The organism is Brachybacterium sp. AOP43-C2-M15 (assembly GCF_052446295.1).
Lineage (GTDB): Bacteria > Actinomycetota > Actinomycetes > Actinomycetales > Dermabacteraceae > Brachybacterium.
Genome location: NZ_JBQSWB010000003.1, coordinates 99,857 through 118,639, shown reverse-complemented (window position 1 = coordinate 118,639; position 18,783 = coordinate 99,857). Strand labels below are relative to the sequence as shown.

Here is an 18,783-nt window from a genome sequence, read left to right as displayed (position 1 = left end):
GCCGAACGGGTCACCTCTGCTCCAACGTCACCACGGCGACGGAACGGCTCTCATCGCCGGGGTGCAGGACGACGTGATCACCGATGAGACTGTGACCCGGCGCCCCGCCCCCATCTCTGACCTCCTTCACGGCGGCGGTTCTCCGCACGGCGGCGGAGACCCGCGCGTCCAGCGTCACCGGCCCCGCGGAGGGGTCGAGCAGCAGCGCGTGGAGCACCTCGCCGCCGTCGGCCGCCGTCCCGAGCGTGAACCGCACCCCTGCCGGCGGGGTGCGCACCGCCTCGTGGAACCAGGGACGCGTCCCGTGGATCGCTGCGCCGTGCACCGCGAGCCACTCCCCCAGCTGCTCGAGCGCGGCGGACTGCAGCGCGGGGATCGAGCCGTCGGCGCGGGGGCCGACGTTGATCAGCAGGTTCCCGTTCTTCGAGACCACGTCGACCAGAAGGCGGATCAGTGACGCGCCGTCCAGGGCGTGCTCGGCGGATTCGTCGGCGTTGCACCCGAAGGAGAGCCCCAGGCCGCGGGTGGACTCGAAGACCTCGTCCTGCACGGTGTCGATGTCCTGGTACTCGCGGGTGAGCACGCCGTGGGCGGGCACGCCCCAGCGGTCGTTGACCATGCCGTCGGGCGTGGCGGCGAGGTGCTCGCGGAAGAGCTGCTGGAGGGAGTCGGGGCCGTCGAACTTGCCGGCGTCGGGCCAGTCGATGTCGTTCCACAGGATGTCCGGGGCGAAGCGGGCGATGAGCTCTCGCAGCTGCGCGGCGGCGAAGCTCGCGAAGGCGGGGTCGTTGCGGCGCAGAGCGAACAGCTCGTCGTTCGAGGTCAGGGGCGGGAACTCGCTCACATGCCAGTCATGGGCGCCGGAGTAGTACAGCCCCAGCCGCAGCCCGGCCCCGCGCGCGGCTTCGGCCAGCTCGGCGAGGAGGTCGCGGCCCGGGCCGCGCCGTGCGGCGGTGAAGGGTGTGGTGGCGCTGTCCCAGAGGCAGAAGCCGTCGTGGTGCTTGGCGGTGGGCACGAGGTAGCGGGCACCGGCGCGCCGGGCGAGGTCGACGATCCCGGCGGCGGCGTCGGGAGCGGGGTGCCACTCGTCGGCGAAGTCCTCGTAGGAACTGCCCACGCCGTACAGCCGCTCATGCCGCTGCCGGGTGGGGCTGCCCTCGATGCGCACGGTGTTCGCGTACCACTCGGCGTACTGGTGGCGGGCGTAGGCGTTCGTGGCGGTGACGTCGCGGCGATCCAGAACGTCGGCCCAGGCCGGCACGGAGTACAGGCCCCAGTGCACGAACAGGCCGAGCTTCGCGTCGCGGTACCAGTCCGGCACGGCGAGGTCCGGGTAGGCGCTCGCGGGGGCGGCATCGGCCGGTCCGTGGCGGTCGTCGAAGCTGATCATCGGGCACTCCTTCGCGGCGATCCCCCCCCTGGCGGCGACGTCGGCCCGGTGCGAGGATGGCCACCACGCTATCAACCGCTTAAGCTCCGGGAGCCCACATGACTGCGACGACCACGCCTGCGATCGCGCGGCCCTCCTCCGACCGCCCCCGCATCGGCATCGCCGGGATCGCGATCGAGTCCTCCACCTTCACGCCCTACCGCTCCGGGGAGGCGGACTTCGAGGTGCGCCGCGGCACCGAGCAGATCCTGGAGCGCTACCCCTTCGAGGTGCCGGCGGCGGAGTACGTGGGCGTGCTCCACGCCCGCGCCCTGCCCGGCGGGCAGCTGGACCGCGAGGCCTACGAGGGATGGAAGGCGGAGATCGTCGCAGGCCTCGCCGCCGCCGTGGAGAGCGCGCCGCTGGACGGCTTCTTCTTCGACATCCACGGCGCCATGAGCGTGGTGGGGCTCGAGGACGCCGAGGGCGACCTGATCACCGCGATCCGTGCAGCGATCGGGCCGGACACCGTGGTGGGCACCGCGATGGACCTGCACGGGAACGTCTCCCCCACCCTGTTCGCGGCCTGCGACCTGCTGACCTGCTATCGCCACGCCCCGCACATCGACGCCTGGGAGACCCGTGAGCGCGGCCTGCGGGACCTGGTCGAGGCGGCGAGGTCCGTGCGCGAGGGCGGACCGCTCCCCCACAAGGCCCTCGTGCACGTGCCGATCCTGCTGCCCGGGGAGAAGACCTCCACCCGCATCGAACCGGCCGCGTCCCTCTACGCCCGGATCCCCGAGCTCACGGCGCGCGCCGGGGTCACGGACGTGTCCTGCTGGATCGGCTTCGCCTGGGCGGACCAGCCCCGCTGCCAGGCCGCGATCGTCGCCCACGGCGCGGACGCCGCCGCGGTCGAGGCCGCAGCGCTCGAGCTCGCCACCGCGCTGTGGGAGGTGCGGCACGAGTTCGAGTTCGTCGCCCCCACCGGCAGCTTCGACGAGTGCCTCGACCGCGCGATCCGCTCGGAGGCCCGGCCGTTCTGGATCTCCGACTCCGGGGACAACCCGGGCGCCGGCGGGGCCGACGACACCACCTGCTGCCTGGCCCGCCTCGCCGCACGGGAGGAGATCCGCGCCGGCGACGTGAGCGCGCTGATGGTCTCCCTCGTCGACCCGGCGACGACCGATGCCGCCTGGGAGGCCGGGGTCGGCGGGCGGCTCGAGGTGGCGGTGGGCGGTCGGATCGACGCCCGCGACCCGGGCCCGGTGCCGCTCGCCGTCGAGGTCGCCGCCCTCGACGAGTCGGGGCCGACGGGCCGCGCCGCCGCGCTGCGCGTGTTGGACCGGCCGGTGGCGGAGGCCGGCCCGTCGGCCTCCCTCGCCGACTCTCCCGCGACCGGGCTCACCGTCGTCGTCACCGCGCGCCGCTCCCAATGGGCGACCCGCGCGATGTTCTCGCGGCTCGGACTGTCCATGACCGGCTTCGACGTGGTCACCGTGAAGATGGGCTACCTCGAGCCCGAGCAGTACGAGGCCGCCGCGGACTGGCTGCTGGCCCTGACCCCGGGCGGCGTGGACCAGGACCTGCTGCGCCTGGGCCACGAGCGGATCGCCCGGCCCATGATCCCCTTCGACCCCGAGATCCCGGCGCCGACGGCGGAAGGTGTGGTCACGGGCGGCGGGGCGGTGCTCCGGGGAACGGAGCGCGGCGAGCGCTGAGGCGGTCGGGCGCTCGCCCTTCCGGACCGTGCAGCGCTCGTGGATCCGGTGGTGGGTATCGGTGGGGCAGTCCGCGTCAGGACGTGGTCTCCGGCGTCACCCGCCGCGCACGGAGTGCGCTGGCGACCGCGATTCCGCCGAGGAGCACGAGAACCCAGACCGGAACTGCACTGCGCTCGTGGATGACGCCGGGCAGCAGCAGGATCAGGGTCGCCCCGGACAGCACCATCACGATGAACGGCACCAGGAACCGACGGATCGACGTGTCCACGGTCTCCCCTCTCAGCGATCCGGGCCGGAGCGACCGAGGCCGCCGCGAGCGACCCGATCATGCGTCGCGCAAGACCCCTTGATGACTCCTCGGAAGCTACTGCCGTCCGCTGCACTCCCGCAAGGTCCGCTGCGGGGTCGAGCCGGACCACGGACACGTCCCGGTCGGTCCCCGGCACCTGGAACGGGGATCGCCCGGGCGAAGGCCTGCGGGTCGGAGTGCTCGAGCGCGCTCAGAGGATCCAGGGCGCTGATCGCGGCATCGTGCTCCGTGCGCTGGTGGAAGACGCATCATCGGGGTTCCATCCCCCGATCATCGCGCACGCGGGCCGCCGGATGACCACGAGCTCCGGGTCGTGCGCGAGGCTCCCCCGATCGGGCTCGCGGTCCACGCGCCCCGGCACGACCCGCAGGTGTGGTGCGCTCCTGTTCCCTCCATGGAACACCGACGCACCAGACCCGCCGGTCACCACGATGGCGAGGCGGGGCGCGGCGGTCTAGACGACCAGGCTCAGCAGGAGCACGAAGACCAGCCCGCAGACCGAGATGATCGTCTCGAGCACGGTCCAGGTCAGCAGGGTCTCCTTCACGGACAGCCCGAAGGACTCCTTGACGATCCAGAACCCGGTGTCGTTGACGTGGGAGGCGATGATCGAGCCCGCGCCGACGGCCAGCACCACCAGAGCCGCGTCGACGGAGGTCGACTCGACGATGGGCAGCATGATCCCGACCGACGTCAGCGCCGCCACCGTGGCGGACCCCTGGGCGAGCCGGATGAGCGCCGCGACCAGCCACGCCAGGATCAGCGGTGAGACGGGAGCACCCTCCATCAGGTCGGCGACGAAGTCCCCGACGCCGCCCACCAGGAGGACCTCCTTGAGCGATCCGGAGATGCCCAGGATCAGGATCAGCATGCCGATCGCCTTGGCGGCGGACTCCATGGACTCGTAGATCTCGCCCATCGTGCGCCCGCGACCGAGACCCATCGTCACCATGGCGAACAGCACCGACAGCATCATCACCACGCTGGGCTGGCCCAGCATGCTGATCACGTCGACGACGTAGCTCTCCGGCAGGCCCCCGGCCGACTGCACGATGGTCACCACGCCGGCGCCCAGCAGCAGGATCACCGGGAACAGCGCCGTCAGCAGGCTGATCCCGAATCCCGGCAGCTCCTCCTCGGTGAACTCGCGGGAGTCGGCGGCCTTCGCGAGGGTGCCGATCTGCTTGGACTCGAAGGCCGAGGGCACGTACCGGCGGGCGGCCCGCACGAAGAGGGGGCCGGCGATGACGGTGGTGGGCAGGGCGACGATGGCGCCGTAGAGGATCACCATCATGATCGGCGCCCCGAACTCGAGGGTGACGACGGTGGGCCCCGGTGTCGGCGGGAGGAAGGCGTGCATGACCGAGAGGCCGGTCGCCATCGGCAGGCCGAGCCACACCAGGTTGAGCTTGGTCTGCTTCGCCATCTGGTAGACGATCGGGACCAGCAGCACGATGCCGACCTCGAAGAAGAGGGCGATGCCGAGGATCAGCGCCGCGGCGACCACGGCCCACTGGGTGTTCCGGGCGCCGAAGGTCTCGATCAGGGTGAGGGCGATCCGCTGGGAGCCGCCGCCGTCACCGAGCAGGCGCCCGAGCAGCGCCCCGAACCCGAAGATGAGGCCCGCCGTCGCCAAGGTGCCGCCGAAGCCGTCCTGGAGGGCGTCGACCGTCTCCAGCGGCGGGACCCGCAGCATCACCGCGAGCACGATCGTCGAGACGGCCAGGGCGATGAAGGGGTGGACCCTGAACCTCATCACGAGGAGCAGGAGGAGCAGGACGCCGATCGCGGTCAGTACGAGGGGCATGGGAGTTCCTTCGTCGGGGGTGGGGAGAACGGAACCGAAGGACGCGCTGTATCGTCTGCGCCCCGGGCTGCCGCGCCCGGAGAACGGTCCTGAACAGGGTACGGATGGTCAGAGCTGCGCGTTCCCTGGTCCGCGCGATGGTCGAGAGCTCAGGCCTTCGGGAGCACGACGGTCTTCAGGCCCTCACCGGCCTCCGCCGCCCGCAGCGCCTCCGGGAACCGGGACAGCGGAACCTGCCGCGTGATCAGCGGTGCGAGGGCGACCTGGCCGGTCGCGATCAGCCGCATCGCGGAGCGCCACGAGGCGGCTGTGGAGGCGAAGCCGCTGGTGATGATGAGCTCCTTGTAGAGGATCTGGTCCGCAGGCAGGGTGACGTCACTGCCGAAGATGCCGACCTGCACGTACCGTCCCCCGCGGCGGACGGCCTCGAAGGCGACGTTCGCCGCCGCCGCGCTGCCCGAGCATTCGAGGACCACGTCGAAGCCACCCGGCTCGACATCGCCGGTCGTGGTCGCCGCGCCGAGGCTCTCCGCGACCTGCAGCCGTGCCTGGTCCTGCGCGAGTCCGGTCATCGTGACCTCGCCGCCGAGGGCACGGGCGACCTGGGCGGTGAGCTGCCCCATCGCGCCCGGGCCGGTGACCAGCACACGGTCCCCGGCCTGCACGACGGGCGGGTCCAGCAGGCACTGGGCCACGCACGCCAGCGGTTCGGCGAGTGCCCCGTCGAGGTCGCCCAGATGCTCGGGGACCTCGTGGAGATTCTGCACGGGCAGCACCACGAACTGCGCGAAGCCTCCGTGCTCGTAGCTGCCCAGCGAACGGCGCGAGGGGCAGAGGTTGCGGCGGCCGGCACGACACCAGCGGCAGGTCTCGCACGTCGCGAAGTACGTCTCGCACACCACGCGCCGGCCCACCCAGTCCACGTCGGACTCCGCGCCGACCTCGACGACGGTGCCGGTGAACTCGTGGCCCATCACCACCGGGGGCTCGTAGCCGTACTCGTCGTGCGCGACGTGGACGTCCGTGCCGCAGATCCCCGTCGCGGCGATCTCGACCCGGGCCGAGCCAGGCACGGTCACGGGGACGGGCACCTCCGTCACGACCACACCCTCAGGGCCGGCGGACTCCTTCACCGCTGCGGTCATCGTCTGCTCGGTCGAAGGAAGGGTGGTGGCCATCTCGTCTCCTGATCATGGGATCGGTGGTGGTCGGGCGCGGTCGAGGGACAGTGCCCTCCGCGTCGGCGTGCACAGAGCGCGAGCGAGGTGGTGCTCCGTCCTCTCAGGAGTCGACGAGCGTGACCTCGAAGGAGTAGCGCGAGGCGCGGTAGACGTGGTCGCCGAACTCCACGACCGTGCCGTCGTTCGCGAAGGACTTCCGCTCCATGGTCAGCAGCGGGGCGCCGACCTCCTCGTCGAGCAGCTCGGCGAGCTCCTCGTCCGCGACGGTGGCGCCGATCCGCTCGTGGGCGAGCACCGTGGTGATCCCGGCGTCCCGCAGGCAGGCGTACAGGCCCGAGGCGGCGAGCGCCTCGCGGGAGGGCGCGATCCGCTCGGGGATGGTGTTGCGCAGCACCGCGAGCGGCTCCCCGTCGGCGTAGCGCACCCGGATGAGGTCCAGCACCTGCTCCCCCGCGGGCAGCTGCAGGCGGTCCACGGCCTGCGGCGAGGGGCGCCCCACCCGGTACTCGACCACCTCGGTGCGCGGTGCCTTCCCGGCGGTGCGCAGGTCGTCGTACAGCGAGGTCAGCGCCACCTGACGGTTCACGGGCGCCTGCACCACCTGGGTGCCCACGCCGCGCTTGCGCACCAGCATGCCCTTGTCCACGAGCTCCTGGATGCCCTGGCGGACCGTCGGCCGGGAGAGCTTCAGCCGCTTGGAGAGCGCGAGCTCGTTCTCGAGCCGGCTGCCCGGCGGCAGGGTCCCGCTGCGGATCGCCTCCTCGATGCCGCCGGCCAGCTGCAGGTACAGCGGGGTCTGGCTGGTGCGGTCCACGGCGAGGTCGAGCGTGAGGGGACCGCTCGCGGAGCGGGGCTCATCGTCCATGACGACCTCCTGTGATCGAGGGGCGGGCGAGCCGGGGGCGGGCTCGCCCTCCGGCGGCGGAGCGGGTCCGTCGCGCGGCGGAGCGGGTCCGTCGCGCGGCGGTTCCGCTGTCGAGGATACGGGCAGGGATGCTCAGCGGGGCTTGGCTCAGCGAGGCCGGTCCAGCAGGGTCACCTCGACGGCGCCCTCGAGGGACAGGGACTGCTCGGCCGCCTCGCACACGGCCGCGGCGACGTAGCCGTCCCAGGCCGTGGCCGAGCGGGGCGCGATGTTGGTGCCGTCGGCCACCGCGGCGATCCAGGCCTGCACCTCGGCGTCGTAGGCGTCGACGAAGCGGGGCCGGAAGTCGGCCGGCACCGAGCCGCCCCAGCGGCCGCCGGAGAGCTGCGTGGCCACCAGGCCGGACTCCTGGCCGATGGTCGCCACGCCCTTCGACCCCACCAGCTCGGTGCGCACCTCGTAGCCGGAGCCGGTGTTGACGTACAGCTCGTCGGTGACGAGGGTGCCGGACGCCGTCCGGAACAGCAGCAGCATCGGGTCGCTGAGCCCCTCGGGCGCGTTCTCGGTGCTGCGCGGGGTGATGGTCTGCACGGAGACCACCGGCTCCTCGAGGAAGAAGGAGATCGCGTCGATCTCGTGGACGGCGGAGTCGTAGACCATGTGCGAGTTCGTGAAGCCGGGCAGGACGTCGGCGTTGCGGTGCTTGCAGTTCAGCAGCATCGGTGTGCCCAGCTCCCCGGCCGCGAGGGCGTCCTTGAGCTCGCCGTAGCCGTGATCGAAGCGGCGCATGAAGCCGAGCGACACGTAGGGGCGGCCGCTCTCGTGCTCGGCCCGGACCACGTCGTAGGCGTCCTGCGGGTTCATCGCCAGCGGCTTCTCGCACAGCACCGGCTTGCCGGCCGCGATCGCGGCGAGCACCTGCTCGCGGTGGAACTGGCCGGGGCTCGCGATGAGCACCGCGTCGACGTCCTCGGCGGCGATGACCTCCTCGGGGGTGTCCACCACGCGGGAGCCGGGTGCAGCGGCGGCGACCGTCTCCGCGGTCTCGCGCAGGTAGTCGCTGAGCACGCTCACGCGGGCGCCCTTGATGCGTCGCGCGATGCGCTCGACGTGGTCGGCGCCCATGCGGCCCACGCCGATGACGCCGACGCGGATGTCCTGCGGGGGTGCGCTCTGCGGCCCGGGCTGCGGGGGTGCGGTCTGCGCAGGCGTGCTCTGCTCAGGGGTGCTGTGCCCGGAGGTGCTGTTCCCGGGGGTGCTCTGCTCAGGGGTCATCGTGCCTCTCCTTCGAGTCGCGGATCGATGCCGGCTTCGTCCCAGGTGCCGCGCACCCAGGTCTGCTCGGGATGGTCGGTGATGTTCCAGGCCCGCTCCGCCTCGGGGCCGGCCATGACGTTGAGGTAGTACATGTCGTGCCCGGGCGCGGCGGCGCAGGGGCCGTGCCAGCCGTGCGGCACCAGGACGGTGTCGCCGCTGCGCACCTCGGTGAGCACGTCCACGGGCTTGTCCTCGCCGCTCGAGGTGGTCTGGTGGAAGCCGAATCCGGGGGTGCCGCCGGGGGCGTCCTGGATCTCGTAGTAGTAGATCTCCTCGAGCTCGCTCTCGCGGCGGGTGCCGTCGTCGATCGTCTCGTCGTGCTTGTGCGCGGGATAGCTGGACCAGTTGCCGCCGGGAGTGATGACCTCGCAGGCGATCAGACTGTCGCAGTCGTCGAAGGCGCCGACGGTGCCGAAGTTGCGCACCCTGCGGGTCATGGTCCCGCCGCCGCGCACCTCGACCGGGACGTCCTCGGCACGGATCAGCGTGACCGGGTGGCTGCCGGTCGCGACCGCCGTGGCGAGCGCGAAGCGTCCGCCCTCGGCGGAGGTGATGGTCAGCTGGGAGCCGACGGGGGCGTAGAGCACGTCGGTCGCGGAGGCGAACACGTCGGGGCGGCCGCGCAGCGTGTGGATCTCGCCGTCGACGGAGACCTCGCAGCCCCCGTTCAGCGGCACGACCATCACCTCGACGCCGTTGGCGGTGCTCACCTCGGACTGCCCCGGCCCGAGCGCGAGGACGCGCAGACCGGTGTGGGCCCAGTCCTCGCGACGGCCCGGATCGACGAGGGTCTCGTAGCGGCCCTGGGCGGTCGAGCCGGCGGGCAGGTGGAGGTTCTCTGCGGTGGTCATGGGTGGACTCCCTTCGAAAGGCGTGGTCAGCGGACCATGTCGACCGAGGCGCGCACGGCCGCGGTGACATCGTCGTCCGCCGGGTAGAGCAGGGTGCGGCCGACGACGAGCCCGCGCACGTTGGGCCGGTCCAGGGCCTGCCGCCACGAGGCGCGCAGGGCGACCGGGTCGTCCTCCGCAGGGTCGCCGCCGAGGATCAGGGTGGGCAGGGTGGTCGCGTCCATGACGCGCTCCATGTCCTCGACCGCGGGCAGCTTCAGCCAGGTGTAGGCGCTGGTGGCGCCGAGGCCCTGGGCGATGTGGATGGACTTGATGACCGCCTCCGGGGAGAGGTCGTTGGCGACCTTCGTGCCCGGCCCGCCGGGGCGGGAGGACAGGAACGGCTCGACCATCGCGATGAGCTCGTGGCGCGCGAGGTCGGTGACCGCGTTCGCGCTCGCCTCCAGGATGAAGGAGGTGCGGTCGTCCTCGAGATCGATGCGGGTGAGCATCTTGCCGCCGTCGAAGCCGGAGGCCTTGATCGACGCGGCGTCGTAGGCGGTGAAGCGGTCCTCGATCTCCCAGGAGGAGCCCTGCAGGCCGCCGCGGTTCATCGAGGCGAACACGACCTTGTCCTCGAGGGCGCCCATGACCAGCAGGTCCTCGAGGATGTCGGCGGTGCCGAGCACACCGTCCACGCCGGGCACCGCGAGGGCCTCGCGCAGGCGGTCCAGCAGCTCGGTGCGGCTCGCCATCGCATGGGGGCGGGAGCCGACGCCGAGGGCGCCGCGGGCGGGATGGTCCGCGGCGATGATCATCATGGCGCCGTCGGTGTCCGCGACGGTGCGACGGCTGCGCGAGGCGGCCAGGCGCGCGAACCGGCCCGGGTCCTCGATGCGGACCCGCGTGACGTCCTCGTAGGTGGAGACGAACTCGGTGGAGGCGGTCCTGGCGGAGGCGGTCCGGGAAGGGGCGGTCCGGGAGGAGGCGGCGGTCATCGCGCCTCCGTCCCGGCCGCTGCCCGGCCCGCTCCGGCCGTGCTCTGCTCCGCGCCCGCCGTTCCGCGGTTGCGCAGGGCACCGAGCATCTCGTCGACCGTCTGTCCGTGGTTCGGGTCGCCGCCTTCGAGCAGGAGGTCGATCTCCTCGGTCGTGGGCATCGCCGTCGAGCACTCCAGGCGCGAGGTGACGATGGCGCCGGCCGCGTTGCAGCGGGTCAGCGTCTCCTCGAGGGACTGTCCGGAGAGCAGGCCGTGGCACAGGGAGCCGCCGAAGCTGTCGCCGGCGCCGAGGCCGTTGATGACCTGGATGAGGTTCGGGGCCACGACGACGTGCTCGTCGGCGGTCTTGCCGAGCACGCCCCTGGGGCCCTGCTTGACGATGGCGATCCTGACGCCGGCCTCGAGCAGGGCGTCGGCCGCGCGCTCCGGCTCGGTCTCGCCGACGGCGACCTCGCACTCCTCCTTGTTGCCCACCGCGACGGTGGTGCTCTTCAGCGCCTCGCGGTAGAGCTCGCGAGCCTCGCCGGGCGAGGACCAGAACATCGGCCGGTAGTCGAGGTCGAAGACGGTGTGGTCGGTGCGGCCGCGGGCCTCGAGGGCCGCGAAATGCGCGGAGCGGCTGGGCTCCTCGGACAGGCCCGTTCCCGAGAACCAGAACAGCGGGACCTCCCGGATCGCGTCGAGGTCGAGGTGCTCGGGTGCGACCTGCAGGTCCGGGGCGCTGGGCCGGCGGTAGAAGTACAGCGGGAAGTCGTCGGGCGGGAAGATCTCGCACAGGGTGATGGGGGTGTTGAGCTGGTCGTTCTTCACGACGTAGCGACCGGAGACGCCCAGGCGCTCCATCTCCTGGACGACGTAGCGGCCGAACGGATCGTCTCCCACGCCGGTGATCACGGCCGGGGCGTGCCCGAGCCGGGCCGCGGCGACGGCGACGTTGGTGGGGCTGCCGCCGAGGAACTTGCCGAAGCTGTGGATGTCCTCGAGCCCCTTGTCGATCTCCAAGGGGTAGATGTCGACGCCGCTGCGTCCGAACGTGATGATGTCGAGGTCTGCTGCCATGGGTCTCCATGCCTCCCTGCGTCGAGAACCGGGGTCGGATGTCGTGGGCGTCTGCGCCCTGCGAACCGGCGGATGCTCCTATGCTTCCACTGCCGGGACGCTTTGTCCATACAAAGCGGGATACTTGTCAGGCGGGTTGGAGGTGAGGCGGCCGGGACGGGCCGGTGCGGCACCCGTGGCGTCGGAGCCGACGGCGCCGAGCACAGCCCTCCGCCGTCGGACCGCTCCCGATGCCCCGGCCCTGCCTGCCCGCTCCCGTCGGCCCGGTCGCGTCGGCCCGGTCGCGTCGGCCCGGTCGCGTCGGACTGCTCCCCTCGGACTGCTCCCGTCGCCCGCTCCTGTCGGCCACCAGGCGGTCACAGCTCCCCGGTGAGGAACTGCGCGCGGCCGTGGCCGAAGGACCAGTCCTCACGGCCGTTGTGCACCACCGAGACGATGAGGTCCTCCGGGCGGACCAGCTCCGCGGCCGCGAGTCGCTCGGCGAGCGCGGCGTAGATCGCGGTCTTCTGCTCCGTGCTGCGCCCCTGCTGGGTGACGTGGATGATCACCACGCCGTCGCTGCGCTCGATCCCGAGGCCGGTGTCCTCGGCGATGATCGCGCCGACGGGCAGCGTCTCCACGATCTGGTAGCGGTCCCCGGCCGGGGCGTCGAACAGCTCGAGCATGACCTCCTGGACGATGTCGGCCAGCTGCCGGGACTGCTCAGGGGTGCGGACGTCCTGCTGGGTGATGCGGACGAGGGGCATGTGAGGATCCTTTGTCGGGTCGAGTCGTCGAGGCGAGCTGTCGGGTCGAGCTGTCGGGTCGAGCTGTCGGGTCGAGCTGTCGGGTCGAGGGTGCGTGACGCGTCGCTATCGGGGATGAATACCGACGCGTCACGCGACGACGGGCCTGCCGCGCCAGGACAGGAGTCAGTCATGCGACGACGGGCCCGCCGCGCCAGGACAGGAGTCCGTCGCGCGCCGAGCGCTCAGGTGCCCGCTCGCTCGGCGGCGGCGAGCAGCGTGCGGGCCCCGCGCTCGAGGCCCTCGACCTGGCCGAAGGCGGCGTCCTCGTGCTCGATGTTGACGTTCAGGTCGGGGTTCACCGCGGCCAGAGCCGCCAGGAACCGGGTCCAGTAGTCGACGTCGTGCCCCTCCCCGAGAGCGACGAAGCGCCAGGCCGGGTCCTCGGGCCAGGTGGAGCAGTAGTGCCCGACACCGGTGGGCGTGCGCTGGGCCGGGTCCTCGGGGACCGGGTCGAAGGCGGTGTCGAGCACGCCGCGCACGGCAGCCCCGGGCAGCACCGCGGTGTCCTTGGCGTGGACGTGGGTGATGTGGGTGCCGAGCCTCTCGATGCAGTCGATCGGCTCCATCTGCTGCCAGAACAGGTGGGAGGGGTCGAGGTTCACGCCGATGTTGGTCGGCTCGACCTTCTCCAGGAACTGCTCGAAGGTGGGCGGGGAGAAGACGAGGTTGCGCGGGTGCATCTCGAAGGCGAGCTGCACGTCGTGCTGACGGGCGAGGGCGTCGATCTCCTTCCAGAACGGCACGGCGACGGACCACTGGTGGTCGAGGATCTCGAGGTCGATGCCGTTCCAGGGGTTCACGATCCACGCCGGGTACCGGGCACCCGGGTCGGTGCCCGGCGTGCCCGACATGGCGACCACGTCGCGCACCCCCAGCCTGCCCGCCAGCTCGATGGTGCGCCGCAGGTCATGGGCGTGCGGGATGCCCTCGGTGGGCAGCGGGGACAGCGGGTTCCCGGAGACGGTGAGGCCGGTGAGCCGCATGCCCTTGTCCTCGAAGACCGCCAGGAGGTCGCGGCGGGCCTTCTCGCCGGTCAGCAGTGCGTCGACGTGGGCGTGCGGGGCGGGGATGAACCCGCCGGTGTTGATCTCCGCGCCGGTCAGTCCGGCCCCGGCGAGCACGTCGAGGGCTTCCTCGAGGGTGCGGTCCTGCAGGCAGGCGGTGTAGGCGCCGTAGGTGAGTGCCATGGCGGGGTTCCTTTCGGGGTGGGGGCCGGCGCGGCGTCGGGGCCGGCGTGTGAGGGGACCTGAGCGGTCAGTCGATCGTGATGGTGGCGCCACCGTCCGCGGCGGACCGGGCGATCGCGTCGAGGATGCGCATCTGGCGGTGGCCGTCGGAGAAGCTCGCGCAGCGCGGAAGGGCGCCCTCGGTGATCCCTGCGACCTCCTGCAGGAAGGCGTGGGCCTGGTAGGTGAACTGCTCGATCTGGTTCAGGCCCACGCCTCCGAAGGCCATCGACGAGCCGTCCGCGAAGTACGGGAACTCGGGGTTGACCAGCACCTGGCGCAGCCCGCCGAGGCCCTGCGGGGAGGACTGGTCGGCGATCTGGATCTCGCCGGTGCGGTCCAGGGACCAGCTCGCGGTGCCGCCGGTGCCCAGCACGGTCAGGGCCTTGTAGTTGGGCAGGCCGTGGGCCACGCGGGAGACGGAGAAGGTGCCGGCCGCGCCGGAGGCGAAGCGCGCGGTGAAGGTGGCGACGTCGTCGTTCTCGACCGTCTCCTTGGGGGCGTCGGCCGCGGCGGTGACCCCGCGACCACCCGCGACGGCACCGGAGGCGACCGGCCGCTCGGTGACGGTCTGCACCAGCTGGGCGCCGGAGACCTCGACCAGCGGGCCCAGGATCAGTTCCGCCGAGTCGACCAGGTGGGAGCCGACGTCGCCGAGCGCGCCCGAGCCCATCGGACCCTTGTAGCGCCAGGCCATGGGCACGTTCTCGTCGGCCCCGTAGTCGCACCAGTAGCGACCGTCGAGGTGCGCGACCTGCCCGAGCGAGCCCTCCGCGGCGAGCTTCGCGAGCATGGCGATGCCGGCGTTGCGGCGGAAGGTGTAGCCGGTGGCGAGCACCAGGTCGGGGTGCTGCTGCTCGAGGGCGGCCATCGCCTCGGCGTCCTCGAGGGTTCCTGCCAGCGGCTTCTCGCACAGCACGTGCTTGCCGGCCGCCGCCATGGCCTCGGCGATCTCCCGGTGCAGGGCGTTGCCGACCACGATGGAGACGATGTCGACGGAGTCGTCGGCGGCGACCTCGCGCCAGTCGTCGACGGCCTTCTCGTAGCCGTAGCGGGCGGCGGCGTCCTCGGCGAAGGGCAGGTGCATGTCCGCGATCGCGGCGAGGCGGACCGGCGGCAGGCCCAGGTCGTAGACGGTTCCGGCCTGGCGCCAGGCGTTGGCATGGGTGCGACCGGCCATTCCGGCGCCGATCACGGCGACGGAGAGGGGGGTGGCAGCGGTGGTGTTCATGGGGGTGGTCCTTCCGGGTGCTGAGGAGATGTCGCGAGGGCGGCGCGGGATCAGCGCAGGCGGATCACCCCTCCGGCCTCGCGGAACTCCCACTCGATGCGCTCGAGGGTGAACTTCCGCGTCTCCGGCACGCGCAGGAAGTACCAGATGACGGCGCCGATGTTGATGGCGGCGAAGAGGCCGTAGGTGACCACGGGCCCGAGGCCGTCCATCATCACGGGGAAGGTGACGGTCACGATCATGTTCGTGACCCACAGGATCATCACCGCGAAGCCGTTGGCCGCGCCACGGATGGCGTTGGGGAAGATCTCCGAGAGCATCACCCACATGACCGGGCCGGGACCCGACTGCATGCCGAGCATGAACAGCACGATCACGACCACCACGAGGTAGGGCACGAACGCGGGGATGTCCTGGGAGACGCCCCCGGCATCGGTGAGGTAGGGGTCGATGCCCAGCAGGAAGATCGCGGTCATCGCGACCAGGGAGAGGGTCAGGATCACCTGACCCACCAGCAGCACCTGGCGTCGGCCGAAGCGGCGCAGCGCGAGCAGGCCGGCGGCCGAGCCGATCACCGAGGCGACGCCCGTGAAGACGTTGAGGATGATGGAGGCCTGCGAGTCGAAGCCGGCCGCCATCAGCACCCGCGGGGCGTAGTACATCATCGTGTTCACACCGGTGAGCTGCTGCAGGATCGCGAAGGTGCCGCCGAAGATGATGATCGAGCGCAGCCAGGGGATCCTCCACCCGGCCGAGAGGGAGAGCTTCTCCCGCTTCTCCTCCTGCCTCCGGTTGGCCTCCATCTCGGCGACCTCGGCGACGACGTCGTGCGTGCCCTCGACGCGGACGCGCTTGAGGGCACCGATCGCCGCGGTGAGCTCGCCGCGGCCGATGTGCCAGCGGGCGGACTCCGGCATCATCCGGATCCCGATCCACAGCGCGATCGCCGGGAGGGAGCAGATCAGGAGCATCCAGCGCCAGGCGTGGCCGTTGCCCTCGGAGACGGTGACGCCCGCGATGCCCGCGAGCACGTCCCAGGAGACGCTGGCCCCGGACTCGTAGGTGCCGGTCGGGTCGTTCTCGACGACCGCGGTGGGGCCGCCCTGGATGCCGGCGATGATCGCGTTGCAGGCGAAGGCGGCGAGCTGGCCGGTGACGATCATCAGCTGATCGACGGCCACGAGCATGCCGCGCTGCTCCTTGGGCGCGGACTCGGAGAGGTAGACCGGCACCGTGGTGGACGCGCCGCCGACGGCGAGGCCGAGGACGAAGCGCGAGAGGTACATCAGGGTGATGTTCGGGGCGAGCGCGCAGGCGACGGCGCCGACGAAGAACACCGCGGCCAGCAGCAGGAGGTTGTGCCGCCGGCCGTAGCGGTCGGACAGCCGCCCGCCGAGCACCGCGCCGACGGCGCACCCGAACAGCAGGAAACCGCCGATCAGCCCTTCCTCGAGGGAGGTCAGGGCGAGGCCGCCGGCCTCGGTGGGCATGTGCATGTAGGGCAGCGCTCCGGAGATCACGCCGGTGTCGTAGCCGAACAGGAAGCCGCCGAGGCACGCCACCACGGCGAGTAGCCCGATCGATCGCTTCTTGCCCGAGGCCGGCGTGGAGCGCACGAGCGCTCTGACCCGCGTGTTCTCTTCTGCCTGTGTGGAGCTCATGTTCCCTCCTTGGAACCTGAGTCCGACGCCGCGGCGCCGGTGCACGGCACCGCGTCGGCGCCTGCGCAGAGGATGGGGTGTCGTTCCCGGTGGCGATCCGGCCCGTGCGTCCGGACGGCGTGCGTCCGGACGGCATGTCAGGCCAATGCTCACCGTGAAGTGTTAAATGTTCGGTCTTTTAGCCCGAACCTCACTGACTGGATGGCAAGCTAGCACACGACCTGAGCCCCGGGACAGCCGGTCCAGCGCCGAGATCCTGGCGATTTCTCTCCGACCAGCATGATCGTCGACTCCGATCTTGTCCTGACATTGTCTTGACATGCTCGCCGCACCGGGCCATGCTGGTGCCCCACGAACTCATCGTCGAGTGGACCGTCCGCGGCGGTGCCACCCACGCCCCGCCCCTGCGCGGCGGCCCGTCCCACGGAGGCAGCATGCGCGAGAACCCGCCGGCCCGCCCCGGCACGATCAGACTGACCGTCGGCCAGGCCCTGGTGCGGTTCCTGGCCGCGCAGCACTCCGAGCGCGACGGCGTCCGCGTGCGCCTCATCCCGGGCACCTTCGGGATCTTCGGGCACGGCAACGTCGCAGGGCTCGGCCAGGCACTGCTGCAGAACGCCGTCGATCCCGCCGAGGATGAGGCGTCGATGGACTACTACCAGGCCCGCAACGAGCAGAACATGGTGCACACCGCCGTGGCCTACGCGCGCACGACGAACCGACTGCAGACCCTCGCCTGCACCGCCTCGATCGGCCCGGGCTCGACCAACATGCTCACCGGCGCGGCGCTCGCGACCGTCGACCGCATCCCCGTGCTGCTGCTGCCCAGCGACATCTTCGCCACCCGCACCGTCGACCCGGTGCTCCAGCAGCTCGAGGACGAGACCGGCGGGGACGTCTCCGTCAACGACGCCTTCCGCCCCGTCTCGCGCTACTTCGACCGCATCTCCCGGCCCGAGCAGCTGATCCCCGCCGCTCTGCAGGCGATGCGGGTGCTCACCGATCCCGCCGAGACGGGCGCCGTCACCCTCTCCCTGCCGCAGGACGTGCAGGCCGAGGCCTACGACTGGCCGCTCGAGCTCTTCCGCGAGCGCACCTGGCACGTGCCCCGGCCCGTGCCCGAGCCCGCCGCCCTCGACCGCGCCGTGGAGGTCATCCGCTCCGCGAGGACACCGGTGCTCATCGCCGGCGGCGGCGCGATCTACTCCGAGGCGAGCGAGGCGCTGGCCGCGTTCACCGATGCCACCTCCATCCCGGTGCTGGACACCCAGGCCGGCAAGGGCGCACTGAGCGCAGACCACCCGCTGTGCATCGGCGGCGTCGGTGCGACCGGCAATGACGCGGCCAACACGCTGGCCGCCGAGGCCGACGTCGTGATCGGCGTGGGCACCCGCTACACCGACTTCACCACCGCCTCCCACACCGCCTTCCGCCATCCGGACGTGCGGTTCGTGAACCTCAACGTCAAGGCCTTCGACGCGGCCAAGCACTCCGCGACCATGGTCGTCGCCGATGCGCGCGCAGGACTGGACGCCCTGCGCGAGGCGCTCGCGGGGAACAGGGCGCTCGCGGGGAGCGGGGCGGTCGCGGGATACGAGGCACCGCCCGAGCACGTCGAGCGCGCCCGCTCCGAGCGCGCCGCCTGGGAGGAGCTGGTCGCCCCCTGCTTCGCCCCGCACGACCAGGACCTGCCCGCCCAGACCGAGATCTTCGGGGCGCTGAACGAGCTGATGGGCGAGGAGGACGTCGTCATCAACGCCGCCGGCTCCATGCCCGGTGACCTGCAGGCGCTGTGGAAGGCCCGCTCGCCGCGCCAGTACCACCTCGAGTACGGCTACTCGTGCATGGGCTACGAGCTGCCGGCCTCGCTCGGCGCGAAGATGGCCGCGCCCGACGCGGAGGTGGTCGCGATCATCGGCGACGGCACGTTCCAGATGGCGCCGCAGGAGATCGCCACGATCGTCGCCGAGCGGATCAAGGTCATCCTGGTGATCCTGCAGAACCACGGCTGGTCCTCGATCGGCTCCCTCTCGGAGTCCCACGGCTCCCAGCGCTTCGGCACGACGTACCGCATGCGCGACGAGAGGACCGGGATGCTCGACGGCGAGAAACTGCCCTTCGACATCCCGGCGAACATCCGCTCCTACGGCCTGATGGTCCAGGAGGTCTCCGACACCGAGGCGTTCCGCGAGGCCTACCGCCGCGCCGAGAAGTCGACCGAGGCCACCGCGATCGTGGTCAACACGGACCTGTACGGCCCCGACCCGCCCGGCAACGGCTGGTGGGACGTGCCGGTCCCGGAGACCTCCACGCTCGAGTCCACCCGGAACGCCCGCACCTCCTACGAGGACTCCCGCGCCCCGCAGCGCCACTACCTCTGACCCGCCCGCTCCGTCGGCCCCCGGCGGAGACCGC

The 18,783-nt window shown here is 71.8% G+C and carries 15 protein-coding genes; 2 read left to right on the top strand and 13 right to left on the bottom strand.

Translation table 11 applies throughout. The annotated features are described in order from the left end of the window. Positions 1 to 10: 10 nt before the first annotated feature. On the bottom strand, positions 11 to 1,390 hold the full coding sequence (locus tag ACT3SP_RS04355; protein WP_444586020.1) for an alpha-L-fucosidase: 1,380 nt from the start codon (positions 1,388 to 1,390) through the stop codon (positions 11 to 13). Positions 1,391 to 1,488: 98 nt separating this feature from the next. Between ACT3SP_RS04355 and ACT3SP_RS04350 the strand changes: the two genes are divergently transcribed. Further along, complete coding sequence (locus ACT3SP_RS04350; protein ID WP_444586019.1) at positions 1,489 to 3,090, top strand: M81 family metallopeptidase; 1,602 nt, start codon at positions 1,489 to 1,491, stop codon at positions 3,088 to 3,090. A gap of 76 nt (positions 3,091 to 3,166) precedes the next feature. On the opposite strand, the gene ACT3SP_RS04345 is transcribed toward ACT3SP_RS04350, so the two are convergent. From ACT3SP_RS04345 to ACT3SP_RS04290, 12 genes are all read right to left on the bottom strand, one after another. Beyond that, entirely contained in the window at positions 3,167 to 3,361 is a 195-nt protein-coding gene (locus tag ACT3SP_RS04345; RefSeq protein ID WP_444586018.1) for a hypothetical protein, read from the bottom strand. Positions 3,362 to 3,857: 496 nt separating this feature from the next. Next, entirely contained in the window at positions 3,858 to 5,210 is a 1,353-nt protein-coding gene (locus ACT3SP_RS04340) for a gluconate:H+ symporter (RefSeq protein WP_444586017.1), read from the bottom strand. A 149-nt stretch (positions 5,211 to 5,359) separates the two neighbouring features. Beyond that, positions 5,360 to 6,388 (bottom strand): zinc-dependent alcohol dehydrogenase, encoded by a 1,029-nt coding sequence (locus ACT3SP_RS04335; RefSeq protein ID WP_444586016.1) that lies wholly within the window; start codon positions 6,386 to 6,388, stop codon positions 5,360 to 5,362. 103 nt (positions 6,389 to 6,491) lie between these two features. Continuing rightward, positions 6,492 to 7,256: a GntR family transcriptional regulator gene (locus ACT3SP_RS04330; RefSeq protein ID WP_444586015.1), complete on the bottom strand. Its 765-nt coding sequence runs from the start codon at positions 7,254 to 7,256 to the stop codon at positions 6,492 to 6,494. Between the two features lie 147 nt (positions 7,257 to 7,403). Then, positions 7,404 to 8,531 carry a Gfo/Idh/MocA family protein gene (locus ACT3SP_RS04325; RefSeq protein WP_444586014.1) on the bottom strand — a complete coding sequence of 376 codons (1,128 nt, stop codon included), beginning with the start codon at positions 8,529 to 8,531 and terminating at the stop codon, positions 7,404 to 7,406. Next, positions 8,528 to 9,424, bottom strand: a complete 897-nt coding sequence (gene iolB / locus ACT3SP_RS04320) for a 5-deoxy-glucuronate isomerase (protein WP_444586013.1) — start codon at positions 9,422 to 9,424, stop codon at positions 8,528 to 8,530. Before iolB ends, ACT3SP_RS04325 begins: the two co-directional genes overlap by 4 nt. A 26-nt stretch (positions 9,425 to 9,450) precedes the next feature. Further along, positions 9,451 to 10,401, bottom strand: coding sequence for a Cgl0159 family (beta/alpha)8-fold protein (locus ACT3SP_RS04315; RefSeq protein WP_444586012.1), 951 nt, complete (start codon positions 10,399 to 10,401; stop codon positions 9,451 to 9,453). Continuing rightward, a complete protein-coding gene (gene iolC / locus ACT3SP_RS04310; RefSeq protein WP_444586011.1) occupies positions 10,398 to 11,462 on the bottom strand; it encodes a 5-dehydro-2-deoxygluconokinase in 1,065 nt (354 codons plus the stop codon). The genes ACT3SP_RS04315 and iolC overlap by 4 nt, the downstream gene beginning before the upstream one ends. Before the next feature lie 356 nt (positions 11,463 to 11,818). Next, positions 11,819 to 12,208: a tautomerase family protein gene (locus ACT3SP_RS04305; protein WP_444586010.1), complete on the bottom strand. Its 390-nt coding sequence runs from the start codon at positions 12,206 to 12,208 to the stop codon at positions 11,819 to 11,821. A 224-nt stretch (positions 12,209 to 12,432) separates the two neighbouring features. Next, entirely contained in the window at positions 12,433 to 13,437 is a 1,005-nt protein-coding gene (locus ACT3SP_RS04300) for a sugar phosphate isomerase/epimerase family protein (protein ID WP_444586009.1), read from the bottom strand. A gap of 67 nt (positions 13,438 to 13,504) precedes the next feature. Then, a complete protein-coding gene (locus ACT3SP_RS04295) occupies positions 13,505 to 14,707 on the bottom strand; it encodes a Gfo/Idh/MocA family protein (protein ID WP_444586008.1) in 1,203 nt (400 codons plus the stop codon). Positions 14,708 to 14,757: 50 nt separating this feature from the next. Further along, positions 14,758 to 16,368: an MFS transporter gene (locus tag ACT3SP_RS04290; protein WP_444586007.1), complete on the bottom strand. Its 1,611-nt coding sequence runs from the start codon at positions 16,366 to 16,368 to the stop codon at positions 14,758 to 14,760. Between the two features lie 434 nt (positions 16,369 to 16,802). On the opposite strand from ACT3SP_RS04290, the gene iolD reads away from it, so the two are divergent. Continuing rightward, the gene (iolD, locus tag ACT3SP_RS04285; RefSeq protein ID WP_444586006.1) at positions 16,803 to 18,749 is read left to right on the top strand and encodes a 3D-(3,5/4)-trihydroxycyclohexane-1,2-dione acylhydrolase (decyclizing); all 1,947 of its coding nucleotides are present in this window, start codon (positions 16,803 to 16,805) and stop codon (positions 18,747 to 18,749) included. The last annotated feature ends 34 nt before the right edge of the window (positions 18,750 to 18,783 follow it).